18 protein-coding genes are annotated in these 19,477 nt (G+C 63.2%); 12 read left to right on the forward strand and 6 right to left on the reverse strand.

The genetic code is table 11. The features are described from left to right. The first annotated feature begins 122 nt into the window (after window positions 1-122). Window positions 123-401: a TfoX/Sxy family protein gene (locus tag ACF8MI_RS15950; protein WP_060498420.1), complete on the forward strand. Its 279-nt coding sequence runs from the start codon at window positions 123-125 to the stop codon at window positions 399-401. A gap of 207 nt (window positions 402-608) precedes the next feature. Here the strand turns inward: ACF8MI_RS15950 and ACF8MI_RS15955 are convergent, their stop codons facing one another. From ACF8MI_RS15955 to ACF8MI_RS15970, 4 genes are read right to left on the reverse strand one after another with little or no spacing between them, the layout of a single operon-like run. Next, window positions 609-1,493, reverse strand: a complete 885-nt coding sequence (locus ACF8MI_RS15955; protein ID WP_200928805.1) for a ChaN family lipoprotein — start codon at window positions 1,491-1,493, stop codon at window positions 609-611. 12 nt (window positions 1,494-1,505) lie between these two features. Continuing rightward, window positions 1,506-2,273: a heme ABC transporter ATP-binding protein gene (locus tag ACF8MI_RS15960; protein ID WP_028699679.1), complete on the reverse strand. Its 768-nt coding sequence runs from the start codon at window positions 2,271-2,273 to the stop codon at window positions 1,506-1,508. Further along, window positions 2,273-3,256: an iron ABC transporter permease gene (locus ACF8MI_RS15965; protein WP_200929489.1), complete on the reverse strand. Its 984-nt coding sequence runs from the start codon at window positions 3,254-3,256 to the stop codon at window positions 2,273-2,275. The genes ACF8MI_RS15960 and ACF8MI_RS15965 overlap by 1 nt, the downstream gene beginning before the upstream one ends. A gap of 50 nt (window positions 3,257-3,306) precedes the next feature. Then, complete coding sequence (locus ACF8MI_RS15970) at window positions 3,307-4,191, reverse strand: hemin ABC transporter substrate-binding protein (RefSeq protein ID WP_060498423.1); 885 nt, start codon at window positions 4,189-4,191, stop codon at window positions 3,307-3,309. Window positions 4,192-4,339: 148 nt separating this feature from the next. On the opposite strand from ACF8MI_RS15970, the gene ACF8MI_RS15975 reads away from it, so the two are divergent. After that, a complete protein-coding gene (locus ACF8MI_RS15975; RefSeq protein ID WP_060498424.1) occupies window positions 4,340-4,657 on the forward strand; it encodes a Rieske (2Fe-2S) protein in 318 nt (105 codons plus the stop codon). On the opposite strand, the gene sfsA is transcribed toward ACF8MI_RS15975, so the two are convergent. Continuing rightward, entirely contained in the window at window positions 4,647-5,360 is a 714-nt protein-coding gene (sfsA, locus tag ACF8MI_RS15980; RefSeq protein WP_060498425.1) for a DNA/RNA nuclease SfsA, read from the reverse strand. The two genes, ACF8MI_RS15975 and sfsA, sit on opposite strands and share 11 nt — an antisense overlap. Then, window positions 5,360-6,532: a pyridoxal phosphate-dependent aminotransferase gene (locus tag ACF8MI_RS15985; protein ID WP_200928806.1), complete on the reverse strand. Its 1,173-nt coding sequence runs from the start codon at window positions 6,530-6,532 to the stop codon at window positions 5,360-5,362. The genes sfsA and ACF8MI_RS15985 overlap by 1 nt, the downstream gene beginning before the upstream one ends. Before the next feature lie 210 nt (window positions 6,533-6,742). Between ACF8MI_RS15985 and dksA the strand changes: the two genes are divergently transcribed. The 10 genes from dksA (at window position 6,743) to pgi (ending at window position 19,451) form a co-directional block, all read left to right on the forward strand. After that, window positions 6,743-7,186, forward strand: coding sequence for an RNA polymerase-binding protein DksA (gene dksA, locus ACF8MI_RS15990; RefSeq protein WP_060498427.1), 444 nt, complete (start codon window positions 6,743-6,745; stop codon window positions 7,184-7,186). Between the two features lie 63 nt (window positions 7,187-7,249). Beyond that, window positions 7,250-8,137: a tRNA glutamyl-Q(34) synthetase GluQRS gene (gene gluQRS / locus ACF8MI_RS15995; RefSeq protein ID WP_060498431.1), complete on the forward strand. Its 888-nt coding sequence runs from the start codon at window positions 7,250-7,252 to the stop codon at window positions 8,135-8,137. 163 nt (window positions 8,138-8,300) lie between these two features. Beyond that, a complete protein-coding gene (locus ACF8MI_RS16000) occupies window positions 8,301-8,477 on the forward strand; it encodes a hypothetical protein (protein WP_003250005.1) in 177 nt (58 codons plus the stop codon). Beyond that, complete coding sequence (locus ACF8MI_RS16005; RefSeq protein WP_164525092.1) at window positions 8,461-11,436, forward strand: sensor histidine kinase; 2,976 nt, start codon at window positions 8,461-8,463, stop codon at window positions 11,434-11,436. The genes ACF8MI_RS16000 and ACF8MI_RS16005 overlap by 17 nt, the downstream gene beginning before the upstream one ends. A 4-nt stretch (window positions 11,437-11,440) precedes the next feature. Then, entirely contained in the window at window positions 11,441-12,886 is a 1,446-nt protein-coding gene (locus tag ACF8MI_RS16010; RefSeq protein WP_060498429.1) for a sigma-54 dependent transcriptional regulator, read from the forward strand. Between the two features lie 968 nt (window positions 12,887-13,854). Then, a complete protein-coding gene (locus tag ACF8MI_RS16015) occupies window positions 13,855-15,243 on the forward strand; it encodes a polynucleotide adenylyltransferase PcnB (protein ID WP_060498432.1) in 1,389 nt (462 codons plus the stop codon). After that, complete coding sequence (gene folK / locus ACF8MI_RS16020; protein ID WP_060498433.1) at window positions 15,240-15,719, forward strand: 2-amino-4-hydroxy-6-hydroxymethyldihydropteridine diphosphokinase; 480 nt, start codon at window positions 15,240-15,242, stop codon at window positions 15,717-15,719. Before ACF8MI_RS16015 ends, folK begins: the two co-directional genes overlap by 4 nt. A gap of 262 nt (window positions 15,720-15,981) precedes the next feature. Further along, the gene (gene panB, locus ACF8MI_RS16025; protein WP_060498434.1) at window positions 15,982-16,782 is read left to right on the forward strand and encodes a 3-methyl-2-oxobutanoate hydroxymethyltransferase; all 801 of its coding nucleotides are present in this window, start codon (window positions 15,982-15,984) and stop codon (window positions 16,780-16,782) included. Then, the gene (panC, locus tag ACF8MI_RS16030; protein WP_060498435.1) at window positions 16,779-17,642 is read left to right on the forward strand and encodes a pantoate--beta-alanine ligase; all 864 of its coding nucleotides are present in this window, start codon (window positions 16,779-16,781) and stop codon (window positions 17,640-17,642) included. Before panB ends, panC begins: the two co-directional genes overlap by 4 nt. A 144-nt stretch (window positions 17,643-17,786) precedes the next feature. Beyond that, window positions 17,787-19,451 carry a glucose-6-phosphate isomerase gene (pgi, locus tag ACF8MI_RS16035; RefSeq protein ID WP_060498436.1) on the forward strand — a complete coding sequence of 555 codons (1,665 nt, stop codon included), beginning with the start codon at window positions 17,787-17,789 and terminating at the stop codon, window positions 19,449-19,451. Window positions 19,452-19,477: the final 26 nt, after the last annotated feature.

Here is a 19,477-nt window from a genome sequence, read left to right on the forward strand (position 1 = left end):
CTCAAGGCATCTCGTCACCCCCGATGGCAAAAGGCCGCGCATTTCCCAACCCCCGCTACACTCCTCTCTGACCTGCTCGCGATTTATCCCCCAGACCCGTTCAGCCATCGCAAGGAGGCTCGATGAACGATGAATTGCAGCATCTGAAGAACCTTGGCAAGACCTCTGCGCAGTGGCTGCACGCAGCCGGCATCCACAGTGCATCGGATCTGCGCCGCCTGGGCGCGGTGGGTGCATACCAGGCCGTGAAGACACGAGGGTTTCGCGCATCAAAGGTGCTGTTGTACGCCATTGAAGGCGCCCTGCTGGACATGCACTGGAACGATTTGCCGCTCGAACGCAAAGAAGCCCTCAACCAACAACTCGACGCGAAGAACCCTTCGCAAAAAAATCCAAAATAATCGTGAAAAGGGGATTGACTGCTAAATGAGAATTGTTATGATTATCACAACTGGTCGCGAGACTGGTTGGATAAGCTAAGAGCCCCTGGTTCGGACTCTCAGATTATCTCCTCATCAGGCTAATCACGGTTATTGACCCGGCAATTTGCCGGGTCTTTTTTTGCCTATAGGTTTGTGTCGCCTGGCGTGACCCGGTCACCGCTCACATTACTGACGAAACTGCGCGCAATAGTCCTGCTCCGGCATCGCCGCCGTGTACCACACGTAATCCGCCTCGCCTGGCTCAACCTGCTCGCCCACCTCGGTAAGCAGCAGGACCTTGCTCCCCCCCGATGCGCCCAGATCAGCCAGATGCAACGGCACGCCCAAGTCCTTGCGCGCGTGGTAGGCCCCTGCGAACAGCAACGCCGGCTGCGGTGCCGCCAGCAAGCGCTCGGCCATGCGCCGGTCGCGCTGTTGCTGCACGGCCAGCATCGCTGGCAACTGGCTTTCAGGCAGCATCCCGCAGTGCCCAGCGCGCACTTGCTCCAGCAACGCAGCCTTTACCGCAGGCGCATTGGACTTATCACCCTTTAACAAAGCGGGCTGCCGATAAGCCTGGCGCATCTCGCCAGGCGACAGGTTGGCCGCCAGCAGCGGCACGCGCTGCTGCAAGGCCTCACGCACGATCGGCCCGTACAACGTCCAGTCCCAACCCTCTTGCCACGCCAGGGCCTTGGGCAAGTCTGCCGGCAAAGCATGCGCCTGCACCTTGTCGACCAGCGGTTGCTGCTCGGGCTGCAGCATTTCCAGCAAGAGGCTGCCTTGCGCGCGCCGAGCGTGCAAAGCGCGTAGCAGCCAAAGCTGCAGCGCATGATGATCGGGGTTGTCGTGCTTCTCGCCCACCATGACTCGGGGAGCCTCTGCCAAGCGCTGCACCAGCTGCTCAGGGCTGATCACCTGACCACTGGCAAGGTCGATGATGTGCCCCAACTCGGCATGCGTGCGCCCTTCACTGCTCTGCCAGGCGGGTAATGGCGGCAAGCTGGCCTGGCAGCCACCCAGTGACAGCATCAGGCATAGCATGAGACCAGACAGCAGCAGATGACGCATCGGCAATGCCTCCTAGCGGGTGATGATCAGTGGATGCCCACGCTCCGGGTGCGCCTGCACCAGCACGTCAATACCGTATACCGCTTTCAACGCTGCGGGAGTCAACACCGCCTCGGGCGTGGCAAAGGCATGGCAGCGCCCCTGTTCCAGCAGCAGGATACGGTCACAGTAACGCGCCGCCAGGTTCAAGTCGTGCAGGATCACCAGCACTGCGGCGCCACGGTCGGCGAAGCGGCGTACAGACTCCAGCGTTGTGTGCTGGTGCAGCGGGTCGAGCATTGAGGTCGGCTCGTCGAGCAGCAGCGTGGTGCCCTCTTCGCCCGGCCACAACTGCGCCAGCACGCGAGCCAGGTGCACTCGCTGCCGCTCACCTCCCGATAAGGCCAGGTAACTGCGATCCACCAGATGCCAGGCATCTGCAGCCTGCAAGGCCGCCTCGACAATTTCTGCATCGCGCCGCTGCCCGGTGCCATGCGGCATACGCCCCATGCTCACAACCTCTTCGACCCGGAACGAGAAGCCCAGGCTGGACACCTGCGGCAGCACCGCCAGGCGCCTGGCACGCTCCTGCCCACCCCAGTCAGCCAATGGCCGTCCCTGTAGCGTTACCTGCCCACGGTCCGGTGCCAGTTCGCCACACAACACCCCCAACAGGCTGCTTTTGCCGGCACCGTTAGGGCCTAGCACACCCACAACCTGCCCCGGGCTCAGTTGCAGGTGAATGTCGTGAAGCACCTCGTTGCTGCCCCGCCGCAGGTGCAGCCCTTCCACTTGCAACATCAGCTGCGCCCTCGTATCAGCAGGAACAGAAAGAACGGCGCACCGATAAAGGCCGTGACGATACCGATCGGCAACTCGGCAGGCGCCAGCAGCAGCCGCGCAGCCAGGTCGGCGAACAGCATCAGCACGCCGCCCGCCAGCAACGAAGCCGGCAGCACCATCCGGTGATCAGGCCCGGCCAGCAAGCGCACCAGGTGTGGTACCACCAGGCCGATGAAACCGATCAGCCCGGCGGCAGCCACCGCTGCCCCCACCCCCAGCGCCGTGCAGAACACCAGCTCACGCTTGAGCCGCTCGACATCAACGCCCAGGTGGCGTGCCTCCGACTCACCCAACAACAGCGCATTCAGCGCCTTGGCCCGGCGTGGCAACCACACCGCCACACCCGCGGCCACCAGCAGCAACGGCCACAGCCGCTCGTAGCTGGCACCGTTCAGACTGCCGAGGTTCCAGAACGTCAGTGTGCGCAGGGTAGCGTCGTCGGCCAGGTAAGAGAACAGCCCCACCGCCGCGCCGCCCAGCGCGGTCATGGCCACACCGGCCAGCAGCATCGTGGCCACGTTGGTCTGCCCATCGCGCCGCCCCAGGCGGTAAACCAGCGCGGTTACCCCAAGCCCCCCGACAAACGCGCAAAAGGACAGCAAATAGGGCGCGAAGGCCTCCGGCATGCCGCCAAACCAGGCACCGCCGACAATGGCGACCGCAGCCCCCATCGCAGCCCCGGCGGCCACCCCCACCAGCCCTGGGTCGGCCAACGGGTTACGGAACAGCCCCTGCATGGCCACACCGGACAGCGCCAGCACCGCGCCCACCGCCAACCCCAACAGGGTACGCGGCAGACGGATCTGGCCCAGGATCATCTCGGCCTGTTGCAGGCCATCAGCCGCAATCGGCAGCCCCAGCAGGCGCAGGCCGGCACGCAGGGTGTCGAACAGCGGCAAGCTGACCGGCCCCAAGGCCAACGACAGCCAGACCGCCAACAGGCACAACAGGCTCAGGCAAATGAACAACGTACGTGGCTGTACCCGCTGCTTCATTGTGCAAAGCTGGCCTTGGCCGCCGGGTAGAAGTTGGCAGCCAGCGACTGCAAGGTAGCCGGCAGGCGTGGCCCAAGACCGCCGACCAGCAATGTTGGGTCAAGCGATACAAGGCGCTTCTCACGCACGGCACGGGACGCCGCCAGCGCGGGGTTTTCTTTCAGCAGCGCCTGCAAGGCCTGCTCATCGGCCAGCGCCCGGTCGGAGAACACGATCACATCCGGGTCCAGCGCGGCCAGTGCTTCGTTGGAGAAATTCTTGTAACCCTGATGCGCTGCCAGGTTACGCCCACCCGCCTGGCCCAACAGCCAGTCACCCGCAGTGCCCTGCCCGGCAATCAGCGGCTTGGCGCCGGCATGCCCGACGAGTAGCAGCACGCCCGGCGCCTTATGCCCTGCCTGGGCCTGCTTGACCTTGGCCTGCAAATCCTCAAGCTGCTGGTGGTAACTGGCCGCCAACGCCGACGCTTGCTGCTCGGCGCCAAGCAACTGGCCCAGGTGCTTGAGGTTTTCATCCACCGCCGACAGCTCGGCCCTGCTGGAAAACAACGCCACCTGCACACCCGCCTTGCGGATTTGCGCCAGCACCGGTGGCGGGCCCATTTCTTCGGTACCCACCAGCACATCCGGGCGCAGGCTAAGGATGCCTTCCGCCGACAGTTGCCGCTGGTAACCCACACTAGGCAGTGATTTCAACGATGCCGGGTGCTGGCTGGTGGTATCAACCCCCACCAGCCGCGCTTCACCGCCCAGCGCAGTTATCCACTCACTCAGTGCACCTCCGGCGCTGACCCAGCGTTGCGGCAGCTCGGCCGCCAGGGCCTGGGTAGAGAGCACAAGGCTTGCGCACAGCGCGAGCAAGGCGACGGGACGGCGCATCATCGGGTTCCTTCTGAAGGCGGACCACACGCCTTGTGGCGGGCGGCAGAACTGCGCACCATAGGTAGCCGGACGCAGCGAATGCGGGCAATTTGATAATTATTCGCATTGGCGCGTCAAGCCATCATCTGTTTCACGAGTCGTCCTTGCCATGCACTTCCTTTGTACCTCCCACGGCCTGGCCGAAGGCCAAAGCCGCGCCTTCAGCGTAGACGGCGTCGAACTGTTTGGCGTGCGTCGCCAAGGCCAGGTTTTCCTCTACCGCAACCGTTGCCCACACCGCGGCATCCCGCTGAACTGGGCGGAAGATGCGTTTCTCGATGACAGCGCCAGTCTCATCCACTGTGCCCACCATGGTGCGCTGTTCCTGATAGAAAGCGGCGAATGTGTGGCAGGCCCCTGTGAAGGAGAGCAACTTCAGCCCATGGGCTGCCACGAAGACAGCCAGGGCATCTGGTTCAAGGGTTGAGCAGCACTGGCAAGCGGCGGTCGATGACGATGCCTTCAGCGTCCAGGCGGGTACCGTAGGCCAGTACCTCAACGCCGTCGGCCACCGCGGCACGCAGGGCCTGAGCGTAGGCACCGTCGATTTCCTCGGCCGGGCGCACGGCATCGATACCGGTCAGGTTCACGCAGTACAGTTGTACCGCCCGTACGCCCTGCCGGGCCAGCGTGGCCAACTCGCGCAGGTGCTTGGCACCGCGCTGGGTTACCGCATCCGGGAACGCTGCGACCGTGCTGTCGGGGTAGCCCAAGGTTACGCTCTTGACCTCGACATACACGGGCGCGCCGTCAAACTCCAGGCGAAAGTCGATCCGGCTGCCTTCCTCGCCGTAAGCCACTTCGCGCTTGAGCGCCGTGAAACCGGCCAGCTCGGCAATCACGCCTGCCCTCAGCGCCTCCTCGACCAGCGCATTGGCCCGCCCGGTATTCACACAGGCCAGCCGCCCCTGCGGCGTTTCGCTGATTTCCCAGGTACCCGGCAGCTTGCGCTTGGGGTCGGTGGAGCGGCTGAACCACACCTGCCCACCTTCACGCATGCAGTTGAGCATGGAGCCGGTGTTCGGGCAGTGAATGGTCAGATGTTCACCATTGGCCAGTTCGATATCGGCCAGAAAGCGCTTGTAGCGGCGCAGCAGGCTGCCCTGTTCAAGTGAAGGAGAGAAACGCATCAGCCTTGCCAGCTCCGCAGGCCACGGGCAATGCGCTGCACCGCCTCTTCCAGGCGTGGCAGGCTCTGGGTGTAGGCAAAGCGCACATGGTGGCCGGCCAGGTGACGGCCGAAGTCCAGGCCCGGCGTGAAGGCCAGGTGCTCGGTTTCCAGGAAGTGCCGACAGAAGGCGAACGCATCACCGTCAAAGGCACTGATGTCGGCATACAGGTAGAACGCGCCCTGTGGCTCGACGGCAATGCGGAAGCCCAGTTCGCGCAGGGCTGGCAACAGATAGTCGCGACGGCGGGCGAATTCGGCGCGGCGTTCTTCAAAAATGGCCAGGGTTTCCGGCTGGAAGCATGCCAGAGCAGCATGCTGCGCCATGCTAGGTGCGCTGATGTACAGGTTCTGCGCCAGTTTTTCCAGATCAGCCACTGCGCCAGGCGGCGCCACCAGCCAGCCGAGGCGCCAACCGGTCATGCCGAAATACTTGGAAAAACTATTCAGAACGAACGCCGAGTCGTCGACTTCCAGCACGCTTGGCGCGTCCATGCCATAGGTAAGGCCATGGTAGATCTCATCCACCACCAGGTGACCGTGACGCTCATGGGTGGCCCTGGCAAGGCTGGCCAGCTCGTCACGCCCCAGCACGGTGCCGGTCGGGTTGGCCGGCGAAGCGACCAGAGCGCCCACCGTGTCCTTGTCCCAGTAACGGTCGACCAGGTCGGCTGTCAGTTGGTAATTCACGTCCGGCCCTACCGGCACCAACTGCGCGCCCCCCTCGACCAGGCGCAGGAAGTGGCGGTTGCACGGGTAGCCCGGGTCGGCCAGCAGCCAGTGCTTGCCCGGGTCAACCAACAGGCTGCTGGCCAGCAGCAATGCGCCTGAGCCACCCGGGGTAATGAGGATGCGCTCCGGGTCGATACTCAGCCCATACCGCTGGCCATAAAAGCCGGCGATGGCTTCGCGCAGTTGTGGCAGCCCGCGCGCTGCGGTGTAGCGGGTGTGTCCAGCGGCCAGTGCCGCCTGGCCGGCCGCGACGATGGGCGCGGCCGTGGTGAAGTCCGGCTCACCGATTTCCAGGTGGATCACGTCATGCCCGGCCGCCTGCAGCTCGTTGGCCCGGGCCAGCAGTGCCATGACATGGAAGGGTTCGATGGCGCGACTGCGCGCACTGTAGGGGTGGGCCATGACCTTCTCTCAATTGGGTCTAAACTGGAGATTCTACCTCTGCACGCCACCGAACGTACGGCTCAGGCCGCTGTCAATTGCCAGTAACAGGCGGGGTAGCGCACCCCCGATCTATCTGGTAAGTTCGGCGGCTCGCAGTCGCAGGGCCGGCGGGTGCCGGAGATGGAGCAGCCTGCGCATTGGATCAGATGAGTGAGAGGCGGTCTATTCATGTCCACCGTAGAAAAGCAAAAAGCCCAGACCATGTACGGTGTCGAGCCATACGTAGAAACCAAGGGTGAAGAGTACATGGGCGAGCCCATGAAAAAACACTTCACCAAGCTTCTCGGCGCCTGGAAGCAAGAGCTGATGACCAGCGTGGACCGCACTGTGGACCACATGAAGGACGAAGCAGCCAACTTCCCCGACCCGGCCGACCGCGCCAGCCAGGAAGAAGAGTTCGCCCTGGAACTGCGCAACCGCGACCGCGAGCGCAAGCTGATCAAGAAAATCGACAAGACCCTCGACAAGATCAAGGCCGACGAATACGGCTGGTGTGAGTCGTGCGGTATCGAAATCGGCCTGCGCCGCCTGGAAGCCCGTCCGACCGCGGATCTGTGCTTCGACTGCAAGGAAATCGCCGAGAAAAAGGAAAAAACGATCGGCAAAGGCTGATCTTTCTTCCACCTGAACGGGGCGCTCGATGCGCCCCGATTCATTTATATGCCCAGCCAGACCATGACCGACTCCAGCTACATCGGGCGTTTCGCCCCCACCCCCAGCGGCTTCCTGCACTTCGGCTCGCTGGTCGCCGCCCTCGCCTCCTGGCTCGATGCCCGCGCCGTCAACGGCCGCTGGCTGCTGCGCATGGAAGACACCGACCCACCCCGCGAAATGCCCGGCGCCCGCGATGCCATCCTGCAAACCCTTGAACGTTACGGCCTGGAATGGGATGGCGAGGTTGTGTTCCAGAGCCAGCGCCACGACGCCTACGCGGCAGTGGTCGACCGCCTGTTCAACATGGGCCTGGCTTATGCCTGTACGTGTTCGCGCAAGCAACTGGAGGGTTACAACGGGATTTACCCGGGTCTGTGCCGCAACGCCGGGCACGCCCGTGAAGGTGCAGCAATCCGCTTGCGCGTGCCCGAGCTGATCTACCGCTTTACCGACCGGGTACAGGGTGAGTACCAGCAGCACCTGGGGCGTGAGGTGGGCGACTTTGTCATCCAGCGCCGTGACGGGCTGTATGCCTACCAGCTGGCGGTGGTGCTGGACGATGCCTGGCAGGGGGTTACCGATATCGTGCGTGGCGCCGACCTGCTCGACAACACCCCGCGCCAGCTGTACCTGCAAGAGCTGCTGGGCTTTTCACAGCCGCGCTACCTGCATATTCCGCTGATCGTGCAACCGGACGGGCACAAGCTGGGCAAGTCGTACCGCTCGCCGCCGTTGCAGGCAGAGCATGCTACGCCGTTGTTGCTGCGCGCGTTGCGGGCGCTGGGGCAAGAAGCAGACCCCGAGTTACTGCTGGCAACACCGGCTGAAGTGCTGGCGGTGGCGCGCAAGCAGTGGCGGCCGGAGGCGATTGCGCAGCGGACCACGGTGCCAGAGGCTGAGTTGCGCTGAGGCTTTAGCGGCCTCTTCGCGGGCACAGGCAAAACAACTCTCAAAAACAAAAGCTCAACAAATTCAAACTCTTGGCTAACCTCACCGATTCCCGCTAGCATCCCCCCAGCCATTTGCGCCAATAATAAGTCCAAGCCCGCAGCGCCCAACCATCGAGGCCAGCATGTACATCTATCGTTTGGTCCTGCTTCTGGTCGTGGGGATCTACCTGTTCTCCCCGGCCATCATGGACTGGTGGATCGAACCGACCGGAGCCTGGTACCGCCCTTACCTGCTCTGGCTGATCCTGATCGTCGTCACCTTCATCCTGCAGAGCCAACGAGATGCCGATGAGCTTTAGCCTGACCCAGATGATCCTGATCAGCGCCGGGTACCTCATGGTGCTGTTCGGCGTGGCCTGGATCAGCGAGCGGGGGGTCATCCCGCGCTCGATCATTCGCCACCCGCTTACCTACACCCTGTCGCTGGGCGTATACGCCAGTGCCTGGGCCTTCTATGGCTCAGTCGGCCTGGCCTACCAGTACGGCTACGGCTTCCTTGCCTGTTACCTGGGCGTGTCCGGCGCGTTCCTGCTGGCACCGGTGCTGCTATACCCGATCCTCAAGATCACCCGCACCTACCAGCTGTCCTCCCTGGCCGACCTGCTGGCGTTCCGCTTCCGCAGTACCTGGGCGGGGGCGCTGACCACCATCATCATGCTGATTGGCGTGTTGCCTTTGCTGGCGCTGCAAATCCAGGCGGTGGCCGACTCGATCAGCATCCTCACCGGTGAGCCGGTCAAGGCAAGGGTGGCATTCGCCTTCTGTACGCTGATCATCCTGTTCACCATCTTTTTCGGTTCGCGGCACATCGCCACGCGTGAGAAACACGAAGGGCTGGTGTTCGCCATCGCCTTCGAATCGGTGATCAAGCTGCTGGCCTTGGGCGGCATCGGCCTTTACGCCCTTTATGGCGTATTTGGCGGCCCGCACGAACTGGAAGTCTGGCTGCTGCAGAACCAGACCGCTCTGGCCGCCCTGCACACCCCGTTGCAGGAAGGGCCATGGCGCACCCTGCTGCTGGTGTTCTTCGCCTCGGCCATCGTCATGCCGCACATGTACCACATGGCCTTCACCGAAAACCTCAACCCGCGCTCACTGGTCAGCGCCAGCTGGGGCCTGCCGCTGTTCCTGCTGCTGATGAGCCTGGCCGTGCCGCTGGTGCTGTGGGCCGGCCTGCGCCTGGGCGCCAGCACCAACCCCGAGTACTTCACCCTGGGCCTGGGTATTGCCGCCAACAACGAGGCACTGGCACTGCTGGCCTACGTCGGCGGCTTGTCGGCCGCCAGCGGCCTGATCATCGTCACCACTCTGGCGCTGTCGGGCATGGCCCTCAACCATCTGGTACTGCCGCTGTATCAACCCCCGGCCGAAGGCAACATCTACCGCTGGCTGAAGTGGACCCGCCGCGCGCTGATCGTTGCCATCATCACCGCCGGCTTCATGTTCTACCTGACCCAGAACAACCACCAGAGCCTGGCCAACCTGGGCATCGTCGCCTTCGTCGCCACCCTGCAGTTCCTGCCAGGCGTGCTGTCGGTGCTGTACTGGCCCACCGCCAACCGCCGCGGCTTCATTGCCGGGTTGCTGGCCGGCACCCTGGTGTGGATGGTGACCATGCTGCTGCCGCTGCTGGGCAACCTGCAGGGCTTCTACATCCCGATGCTGGACATGATCTATGTGCTGGACGACACCAGCTGGCACATGGCGGCCATTGCCTCGCTGGCGGCCAACGTGCTGCTGTTTACCCTGATCTCGCTGTTCACCAACGCCAGCAACGAAGAAGTCAGCGCCGCCGAAGCCTGTGCGGTGGACAACGTGCGCCGTCCGCAGCGCCGCGAGCTGCACGCAGCCTCGCCCCAGGAATTCGCCACCCAGCTGGCCAAACCGCTGGGCGCCAAGGCCGCACAAAAGGAAGTGGAGCAGGCCCTGCGCGACCTCTACCTGCCGTTCGACGAGCGCCGCCCTTATGCCCTGCGCCGCCTGCGAGACCGCATCGAAGCCAACCTGTCCGGGCTGATGGGGCCGAGCGTGGCCCAGGACATGGTCGAGACCTTCCTGCCGTACAAATCCGGTAACGAAAACTACGTGACCGAAGACATCCATTTCATCGAAAGCCGCCTGGAAGACTACCACTCGCGCCTGACCGGCCTTGCCGCAGAGCTCGATGCCCTGCGCCGTTACCACCGCCAGACCCTGCAGGAGCTGCCCATGGGCGTCTGCTCGCTGGCCAAAGACCAGGAAATCCTGATGTGGAACAAGGCCATGGAAGAGCTCACCGGCATCGCCGCCAAGCATGTGGTCGGCTCGCGCCTGGTCACCATCGACGAGCCTTGGCGCGGCCTGCTGCAAGGCTTCATCAACGTGCCCGACGAGCACCTGCACAAGCAGCGCCTGGCGCTGGACGGCCAGCCGCGCTGGCTGAACCTGCACAAGGCCGCCATCGACGAGCCGCTGGCACCCGGAAACAGCGGCCTGGTGCTGCTGGTGGAAGACCTGACCGAAACCCAGGCACTGGAAGACAAGCTGGTGCACTCCGAGCGCCTGGCCAGCATCGGCCGCCTGGCCGCTGGCGTAGCCCACGAAATCGGCAACCCGATTACCGGCATCGCCTGCCTGGCGCAAAACCTTCGTGAAGAACGTGAAGGTGATGGCGAAATCATCGAGCTGTCCAGCCAGATCCTCGACCAGACCAAGCGGGTATCGCGCATCGTCCAGTCGCTGATGAGCTTCGCCCATGCCGGCGGCAGCCACCAGAACAGTGAAGAGCCGGTGTGCCTGGCCGAAGTGGCGCAGGACGCCATCGGTCTGCTGGCGTTGAACCGGCGCAATTTCGAAGTACAGTTCTTCAACCTCTGCGACCCGGACCACTGGGCCGAAGGGGACCCGCAGCGCCTGGCCCAGGTGCTGATCAACCTGCTCTCCAACGCCCGCGATGCCTCACCGCCCGGCAGCGCCGTGCGCGTGCGCAGCGAAGTGAGCGAGCACACCGTCGACCTGATCGTCGAGGACGAGGGCAGCGGGATACCGAAGAGCATCATGGACCGCCTGTTTGAACCCTTCTTCACCACCAAAGACCCGGGCGAAGGAACCGGACTGGGGCTCGCTCTGGTCTATTCCATCGTGGAAGAGCATTATGGGCAAATCACCATCGACAGCCCGGCCGATATCGAACGGCAACGTGGCACCCGGATCCGCGTGACCCTGCCCCGGCATGTCGTAGCGACGTCCCCTGAAATTCGAGACCGTCGAGAGAATTGAATCAATGCCGCACATTCTGATCGTCGAAGACGAAACCATCATCCGCTCGGCCTTGCGTCGCCTGCTCGAGCGGAACCAGTACCAGGTCAGCGAAGCCGGCTCGGTGCAGGAAGCCCAGGAACGCTTCAGCATTGCCACCTTCGACCTCATCGTCAGCGACCTGCGCCTGCCAGGTGCGCCCGGCACCGAGCTGATCAAGCTCGGCCAAGGTACCCCGGTGCTGATCATGACCAGCTACGCCAGCCTACGCTCGGCGGTGGACTCGATGAAAATGGGCGCGGTGGACTACATCGCCAAGCCCTTCGACCACGACGAGATGCTGCAGGCCGTGGCGCGTATTCTGCGCGACCGGCAGAACGCTCCGGCCGCCGCACTGGCTGCCGAGCCACGCGCCACCAACGGCAAGGCCGCCGCGGCCGACAAAGGCAGCGCGGCTGCGGCCAATGGCGAAATCGGCATCATCGGTTCATGCCCGCCCATGCAGGACATGTACAGCAAGATCCGCAAGGTGGCGCCCACCGACTCCAATGTGCTGATCCAGGGTGAGTCGGGTACCGGTAAAGAGCTGGTGGCCCGCGCCCTGCACAACCTGTCACGCCGGGCCAAGGCACCGATGATCTCGGTGAACTGCGCGGCCATCCCCGAGACCTTGATCGAGTCCGAACTGTTCGGCCACGAGAAAGGTGCGTTCACCGGTGCCAGCGCCGGGCGTGCGGGCCTGGTAGAGGCCGCCGACGGTGGCACGCTGTTCCTTGACGAAATCGGTGAACTGCCACTGGAAGCCCAGGCCCGTCTACTGCGTGTACTGCAGGAAGGCGAGATTCGCCGGGTGGGGTCGGTGCAGTCGCAAAAGGTCGATGTGCGCCTGATCGCCGCGACCCACCGCGACCTGAAGAACCTGGCCAAGGCCGGCCAGTTCCGCGAAGACCTTTACTATCGCCTGCACGTCATCGCCCTGAAACTGCCTGCCCTGCGCGAGCGCGGCAGTGACGTGAACGAGATCGCCAGCGCCTTCCTCGCCCGCCAACGCGCGCGTATCGGTCGCGACGACCTGCACTTCTCGGCCGAGGCCGAGCAAGCCATTCGCCATTACAGCTGGCCAGGTAACGTGCGAGAGCTGGAAAACGCCGTGGAGCGTGCGGTGATTCTTAGCGAGAGCGCAGAAATTTCGGCAGACCTGCTGGGCATCGACATTGAACTGGGCGACCTGGAGGAGGACGAGATCCTCAACAACGCCCTGGTTGCAGCCAGTGCTGCAAATGCCAGCCACGAGCCGACCGAAGACCTGTCGCTGGAAGACTACTTCCAGCACTTCGTGCTCGAACACCAGGACCACATGACCGAGACCGAGCTGGCACGCAAGCTTGGCGTCAGCCGCAAGTGCCTGTGGGAACGCCGTCAGCGCCTGGGTATTCCACGGCGCAAAAGCAACGTTACCAGCGATAACTGACCTGCCTGGCGTACGCCGCAGCATATGCGGTGGGGTGAGACCGAGCGCCGCCCGCGCGGCGCATCGCGAGCTGCGCTCGCTCCTACGTCTGTTTAGGGCCAATCATTCCTGGGGTATTTGCGCGCGTACGCCTTGGTGCATGGCGCGATATTGCGTAGTACAAACCAGGCGGTCGCGCGCGCCTGCCACAGGCGTTACTGGCCAAAAACAAACGTAGGAGCGAGCGCAGCTCGCGATGCGCCGCGCGGGCGGCGCTCGATCTCACAGGCGCTGAACCTGTCACGACGAACACCCCAGGTAACACATCAGTCCCCACAAAAATCTGTTACCCAACCTTTGGGTCGTAACAGTTCCCGAGGCGTACGGTAACGAAATCCCGACATTTTCAGCCCCTCGAAAATCACCAGAACGCCTCAAACCCTTGATTTTACTGGACTTGCAAAAGTTGGCACGGCACCTGCTATATGCTTAGTACAAAAACAATAACAAGCACTGCAACTCAGAATAAGAACAAGACGAAACGGCTCACGCACAATAAAAACAAGACGGCGGAGGCGCAGCTAACTGATTCTTTTGGAGAGGATGCGTGTTTGGGGCTTGCCCCACAACCAGGCAGAGAACAACAAAAACTGCACTAAAAAGCAGCGCCTGAACTGGTTGGATCGACAGATCAACGTGACATCAGCGGCCAAAGCAATCCGTTTGCTCTTAACCCCTGGATTGGGGGTCGTCCACAAGCTTCGAGATTTGTGGACAGGGCACTCAACAAAAACAAGAAGCCCAGCAAAAAAACAATAAGAGCACGCAACGACTTCTTGGGGAGCTTAGGCTCCCCTTGTCGTTTCTACCCTTCTGGCAGGCATCCTGCTACCCGCCTACACCATTCCCTGAGTAAATGCTAGAATCCCCGCCCATCATGCGGCCATTCTCCTATTCTTGGCCGAACATTCCTTCAAACAGTGCATCCCATGCTGAAGAAGCTGTTCCAGTCGTTCCGCCCGCCCGTACCGGGCCAGCACCACAGGCGCACCACGCCTGAGGTGATCAACAAGAGCCAGCACTCGCTGCAGCGCCACCAGTTCAGCCGCCATGCGGTGAACATCGTGGAACGCCTGCAAAGCGCCGGCTACCAGGCTTACCTGGTCGGGGGCTGTGTCCGCGACCTGATGCTGGGCATCACGCCGAAAGACTTCGACGTCGCCACCAGTGCCACTCCCGAACAGGTCCGTGCCGAGTTCCGCAACGCGCGCATCATTGGTCGCCGCTTCAAGCTGGTCCACGTGCATTTCGGCCGTGAGATCATCGAAGTCGCCACCTTCCGCGCTCCTCACTCGGAAGAAGATCAGGGCGACAGCCACCGTTCGTCGCACAATGCCAGTGGCCGCATCCTGCGTGACAACGTGTACGGCACCCTGGAAGAAGACGCGCAACGCCGCGACTTCACCATCAACGCCTTGTACTACGACCCGGTCAGCGAGCGCATTCTCGATTACGCCAACGGTGTGCACGACGTGCGCAACCGCCTGTTGCGGCTGATCGGCGACCCGACCCACCGCTACCAGGAAGACCCGGTGCGCATGCTGCGTGCGGTGCGTTTCGCCGCCAAGCTCGACTTCGGCATCGAAAAGCACACGGTCCAGCCGATTCGCGAACTGGCCCCGTTGCTGCGCGAGATCCCGCCAGCGCGCCTGTTCGAAGAAAGCCTCAAGCTGTTCCTTTCCGGCCAAGGCGCCATCGCGTTCGAAATGCTGGTCGACCTGCAATTGTTCGAGCCGCTGTTCCCGGCCAGTGCCCACGCCCTGGACGAGCGCCCGACCTACACCCACACGCTGATCAGCCAGGCACTGAACAACACCGACCTGCGCGTGAAGCAAGGCAAGCCGGTCACGCCGGCGTTCCTGTTCGCTGCACTGCTGTGGCCAGCCTTGCCATCCCGCGTGCTGCACCTGCAGAACCAGGGTGTACCGCCGATTCCGGCCATGAACGGTGCCGCTCACGACTTGATCGCCGAGCAATGCGCACGCATTGCCATCCCCAAGCGCTTCACCCTGCCGATCCGCGAGATCTGGGACATGCAGGAGCGCCTGCCACGTCGCAGTGGCAAGCGTGCCGACATGCTGCTGGACAACCCCCGCTTCCGCGCCGGTTACGACTTCCTGCTGCTGCGTGAAAGCGCAGGCGAAGAAACCGACGACCTCGGCCAGTGGTGGACCGACTACCAGGATGCCAACGACAGCGAGCGCCGCGAGATGATCCGCGAGCTGGGCAGCCGTGACGAAGGCACCGGTGCCGGCCCGCGTAAACGCAAACGCAGCGGCAGCAAGCGCAAACGCAGTGGCGACGAGGCGTTCGAGTGAAGACCCGCGCCTACGTCGGCCTGGGCAGCAACCTGGACGCACCTGCCGAGCAGCTGCGCAGCGCCTTGCAGGCGCTTGACCAGGTGGACAGCACCCGCCTGGTAGCGGCCTCTGCCCTGTACACCAGCGACTCGCTGCTGCCCGGCCAACCGCGCTACACCAACGCAGTTGCTGCCCTGGACACTGCTCTGCCGCCCCTGGCCCTGCTCGATGCGCTGCAGGCCATCGAGAACGACCAGGGCCGCGTGCGCAAGGAACGCTGGGGCCCGCGCACGCTGGACCTGGACATCCTGCTGTTCGGTGATCAGGTACTCGACGAGCCACGCCTGAAAGTGCCGCACTACCACATGCACGCCCGCCCCTTCGTGCTGTACCCGCTGGCCGAACTGGTCCCGGGCGATTTCCGCCTGGCCGATGGCCGCGCCCTCGCGCAGTTACTCGCAGACTGTCCGTTCGTCGGCCTGGAACGCCTGTAAACCGGGCGTTCCAGCCTGCCACGCCACTGCGGTAACGCCAGTAACACCCTGATCGTAACAATGCGGTAACAGGGTGATTGACTTCCCCCACCTCGCTCACGACTATAGGCGTCCCGTGTGGCACCAAAGTGCCGCATACCCGTATTTAGGCCCGGACGGACCTGTGCCCGAACATCACCCGCGATGATGTGCCGCTCCGGAAGATGACTACACGCGTTGAATGCAGTCGTTTTTTACAGCGCCTGAACGAGGAATTTCCTACATGCCTGAAGTAACCCTCACCACCCTCAATGGCCTCAAGGCCAAGGGTGAAAAAATCACCATGCTGACCTGCTACGACGCGACCTTCGCCAAGGCCGCCAGCCAGGCCGGTGTCGAAGTGTTGCTGGTGGGCGACTCGCTGGGGATGGTCCTGCAGGGCCACGACAGCACCTTGCCGGTCACCACAGCAGACATGGCCTACCACACTGCCTGTGTCAAACGCGGCAATGACGGCGCCCTGATCCTTGCCGACCTGCCGTTCATGGCACATGCCACCCCGGAACTGGCCTTCGCCAACAGCGCCACGCTGATGCAAGCCGGCGCCCACATGATCAAGATCGAAGGCGCTGCCTGGCTGGCAGAAACTATCCGCCTGCTGGCCGAGCGTGGCGTGCCGGTGTGCGCGCACATGGGCCTGACCCCGCAGACCGTCAACGTACTGGGCGGCTACAAGGTGCAGGGCCGCCAGGAGGCCCAGGCCCGGCAGATGCGTGCCGACGCCATCGCCCTGGAGCAGGCTGGTGCGGCCATGCTGCTGCTTGAATGCGTACCCAGCGAACTGGCGGCAGAAATCACGAATGCCGTGGGCATCCCGGTAATCGGCATCGGCGCTGGCAGCGCCACCGATGGCCAGGTGCTGGTGCTGCACGACATGCTCGGCCTGTCGCTGAGCGGCCGGGTACCGAAGTTCGTGAAGAACTTCATGGAAGGCCAGCCAGGCATTCAAGGCGCCCTTGTCGCCTATGTCGAGGCCGTCAAGCAAGTCAGCTTCCCAGGTAGCGAACACGGGTTCAGTGCATGAATACAGTCAAAACCGTCCGTGAACTGCGTGCAGCCGTTGCCCGCGCCCGCGGTGAAGGCAAACGCATCGGCTTCGTGCCGACCATGGGCAACCTGCACAGCGGCCACGTAGCCTTGGTGACCAAAGCTGCACAACGCGCCGACTTTGTGGTGGCCAGCATCTTCGTCAACCCGCTGCAGTTCGGCGCCAACGAAGACCTGGACAAATACCCGCGCACCCTGGCCGCCGACCAGGAACGCCTGCTGCAAGCCGGCTGCAACCTGCTGTTCGCGCCCACCGTGCAAGAGATGTACCCCGACGGCATGAGCGTGCAAACCCGCGTCAGCGTACCGCAGCTTTCCGAAGGCCTCTGCGGCGCCAGCCGGCCTGGGCATTTCGAAGGCGTGGCCACAGTGGTCAACAAGCTGTTCAACATGGTCCAGCCGGACCTTGCCGTATTCGGTGAAAAGGACTTTCAGCAACTGGCAGTGATCCGTGCCATGGTGCGCGACCTGAACATGCCGGTCCAGATCATCGGCGAGCCCACCGTGCGTGCTGAAGATGGCCTGGCGCTGTCGTCGCGCAATGGTTACCTCACGCCCGAGCAGCGTATTGCAGCGCCCGCGCTGTACCGCACACTGCAGCACATTGCAGCGGGCATCCGCCGTGGCCAACGGGATTTTGCCGCGCTGGTCGCTGAAGGCCAGGCGCAACTGAGCACTGCGGGTTTGCGCCCGGACTACCTGGAAGTCCGTCATGCCGTGAGCCTGCGCCCGGCAATGATCGATGATCGCGACCTGGTTGTGATCGCGGCGGCTTACCTCGGTAACACCCGGTTGATCGACAACCTTTACCTGCACGTCGAAGACAAGACCGCGTAAGAGCCTGGGGCTGCTTTGCAGCCCCAAAATCACCCTGCCCTACCCATTCCCAGCGCGTGGCCTTTGCCTATAATGATGCCAGCCTGAACCCGGCAATGACTGCCGTGTCCAAGGCATCACCACGCACCAAGGGAACCCCGCGCAATGGCGTATTACCGTACACCCCACGATGTGACGGCCCTGCCCGCCTGGCAGGCGCTTCAGCAACACCGCGACGCCATGCAAGGTTTCAGCATGCGCGAAGCCTTTGCCGCCGATGCCAAACGCTTCGACCAGTTCTCCCTGAGCTGCTGCGGCCTGTTCCTGGACTACTCGAAAAACCTGATCACCGAACAAAGCCGCGACCTGCTGGTCAACCTGGCCAACGAAGTGGGCCTGCAAGACGCCATCAAATCGATGTTCGGCGGCGAAATCATCAACGCCTCCGAAGGCCGCCCCGTGCTGCACACTGCGCTGCGCCGACCGGTGGGCGACAAGCTCAGCGTCAACGGCGTGAACGTCATGCCGGAAGTGCACAAGGTGCTCAACCAGATCACCGAACTGGTCGGTCGCATCCACGACGGCCTCTGGCGCGGCTACAGCGAAAAGCCGATCACCGACGTGGTCAACATCGGCATCGGCGGCTCGTTCCTCGGCCCCGAACTGGTGTCCGAAGCACTGCTGCCGTACGCCCAACGCGGCGTGCGTTGCCACTACCTGGCGAACATAGACGGCAGTGAGTTCCACGAGCTGTCGGCCAACCTGCGTGCCGAAACCACCCTGTTCATTGTCTCGTCCAAGTCGTTCAACACCCTCGAGACCCTGAAAAACGCCATGGCCGCACGCACCTGGTACCTGGCCCAGGGCGGCTCGGAAGCCGAGCTGTACCGCCACTTCATCGCCGTTTCCAGCAACAAGGCTGCCGCCGTGGCCTTTGGTATCCGCGAAGAGAACATCTTCCCGATGTGGGACTGGGTAGGCGGGCGTTACTCGCTGTGGTCGGCCATCGGCCTGCCGATTGCCCTGGCCATTGGTACGGCCAACTTCAAGGAGTTGCTGTCGGGTGCCTACACCATGGACCAGCACTTCCAGACCGCGCCGTTCGACAAGAACATGCCAGTGCTGCTGGCCCTGCTAGGCGTGTGGTACGGCAACTTCTGGGACGCGAACAGCCATGCGATCCTGCCGTACGATCACTACCTGCGTAACATCACCAAGCACCTGCAGCAGCTGGACATGGAGTCCAACGGCAAGAGCGTGCTGCAGGACGGCACCCCGGTGAAGGTTGATACCGGCCCGGTGATCTGGGGCGGCGTTGGCTGTAACGGTCAGCACGCCTATCACCAGTTGCTGCACCAGGGCACCCAGCTGATTCCGGCCGACTTCATCGTGCCGGTGGTGAGCTTCAACCCGGTGGCCGACCATCACCAGTGGCTTTACGCCAACTGCCTGTCGCAGAGCCAGGCGCTGATGCTGGGCAAAACCCGTGAAGAAGCCGAAGCCGAGCTGCGCAGCAAAGGCCTGAACGAAGCGGACATCGAAAAACTGGCCCCGCACAAGGTGATCCCGGGCAACCGCCCGAGCAACACCTTGGTCGTGGAGCGCATCAGCCCTCGCCGCCTGGGTGCGCTGGTGGCGATGTACGAACACAAGGTGTTCGTCCAAAGCGTGATCTGGGGTATCAACGCGTTCGACCAGTGGGGCGTAGAGCTGGGCAAGGAGCTGGGCAAAGGCGTTTACCAACGCCTGGTCGGCAGCCTGGAAGACAGCGCCGAAGATGGCTCTACCCAAGGCCTGATCAACTACTTCCGCGGCCGTCACCGCGGGTAATCCGATACCTGCACCGGCCTCTTCGC

Source organism: Pseudomonas sp. yb_9 (assembly GCF_043103635.1).
GTDB lineage: Bacteria > Pseudomonadota > Gammaproteobacteria > Pseudomonadales > Pseudomonadaceae > Aquipseudomonas > Aquipseudomonas monteilii.

Excerpts from the sequence above, each read along its gene's own strand:
- dksA (WP_060498427.1), top strand. The coding sequence starts at position 6,743 with ATGTCCACCGTAGAAAAGCAAAAAGCCCAGACCATGTACGGTGTCGAG.
- ACF8MI_RS15975 (WP_060498424.1), top strand. The coding sequence starts at position 4,340 with ATGCACTTCCTTTGTACCTCCCACGGCCTGGCCGAAGGCCAAAGCCGC.
- ACF8MI_RS16015 (WP_060498432.1), top strand. The coding sequence starts at position 13,855 with ATGCTGAAGAAGCTGTTCCAGTCGTTCCGCCCGCCCGTACCGGGCCAG.
- panB (WP_060498434.1), top strand. The coding sequence starts at position 15,982 with ATGCCTGAAGTAACCCTCACCACCCTCAATGGCCTCAAGGCCAAGGGT.
- gluQRS (WP_060498431.1), top strand. The coding sequence starts at position 7,250 with ATGACCGACTCCAGCTACATCGGGCGTTTCGCCCCCACCCCCAGCGGC.
- sfsA (WP_060498425.1), bottom strand. The coding sequence starts at position 5,360 with ATGCGTTTCTCTCCTTCACTTGAACAGGGCAGCCTGCTGCGCCGCTAC.
- ACF8MI_RS15960 (WP_028699679.1), bottom strand. The coding sequence starts at position 2,273 with ATGTTGCAAGTGGAAGGGCTGCACCTGCGGCGGGGCAGCAACGAGGTG.
- ACF8MI_RS16010 (WP_060498429.1), top strand. The coding sequence starts at position 11,441 with ATGCCGCACATTCTGATCGTCGAAGACGAAACCATCATCCGCTCGGCC.
- ACF8MI_RS15955 (WP_200928805.1), bottom strand. The coding sequence starts at position 1,493 with ATGCGTCATCTGCTGCTGTCTGGTCTCATGCTATGCCTGATGCTGTCA.
- ACF8MI_RS16000 (WP_003250005.1), top strand. The coding sequence starts at position 8,301 with ATGTACATCTATCGTTTGGTCCTGCTTCTGGTCGTGGGGATCTACCTG.
- ACF8MI_RS15985 (WP_200928806.1), bottom strand. The coding sequence starts at position 6,532 with ATGGCCCACCCCTACAGTGCGCGCAGTCGCGCCATCGAACCCTTCCAT.
- ACF8MI_RS16005 (WP_164525092.1), top strand. The coding sequence starts at position 8,461 with ATGCCGATGAGCTTTAGCCTGACCCAGATGATCCTGATCAGCGCCGGG.
- pgi (WP_060498436.1), top strand. The coding sequence starts at position 17,787 with ATGGCGTATTACCGTACACCCCACGATGTGACGGCCCTGCCCGCCTGG.
- panC (WP_060498435.1), top strand. The coding sequence starts at position 16,779 with ATGAATACAGTCAAAACCGTCCGTGAACTGCGTGCAGCCGTTGCCCGC.
- ACF8MI_RS15970 (WP_060498423.1), bottom strand. The coding sequence starts at position 4,191 with ATGATGCGCCGTCCCGTCGCCTTGCTCGCGCTGTGCGCAAGCCTTGTG.
- ACF8MI_RS15950 (WP_060498420.1), top strand. The coding sequence starts at position 123 with ATGAACGATGAATTGCAGCATCTGAAGAACCTTGGCAAGACCTCTGCG.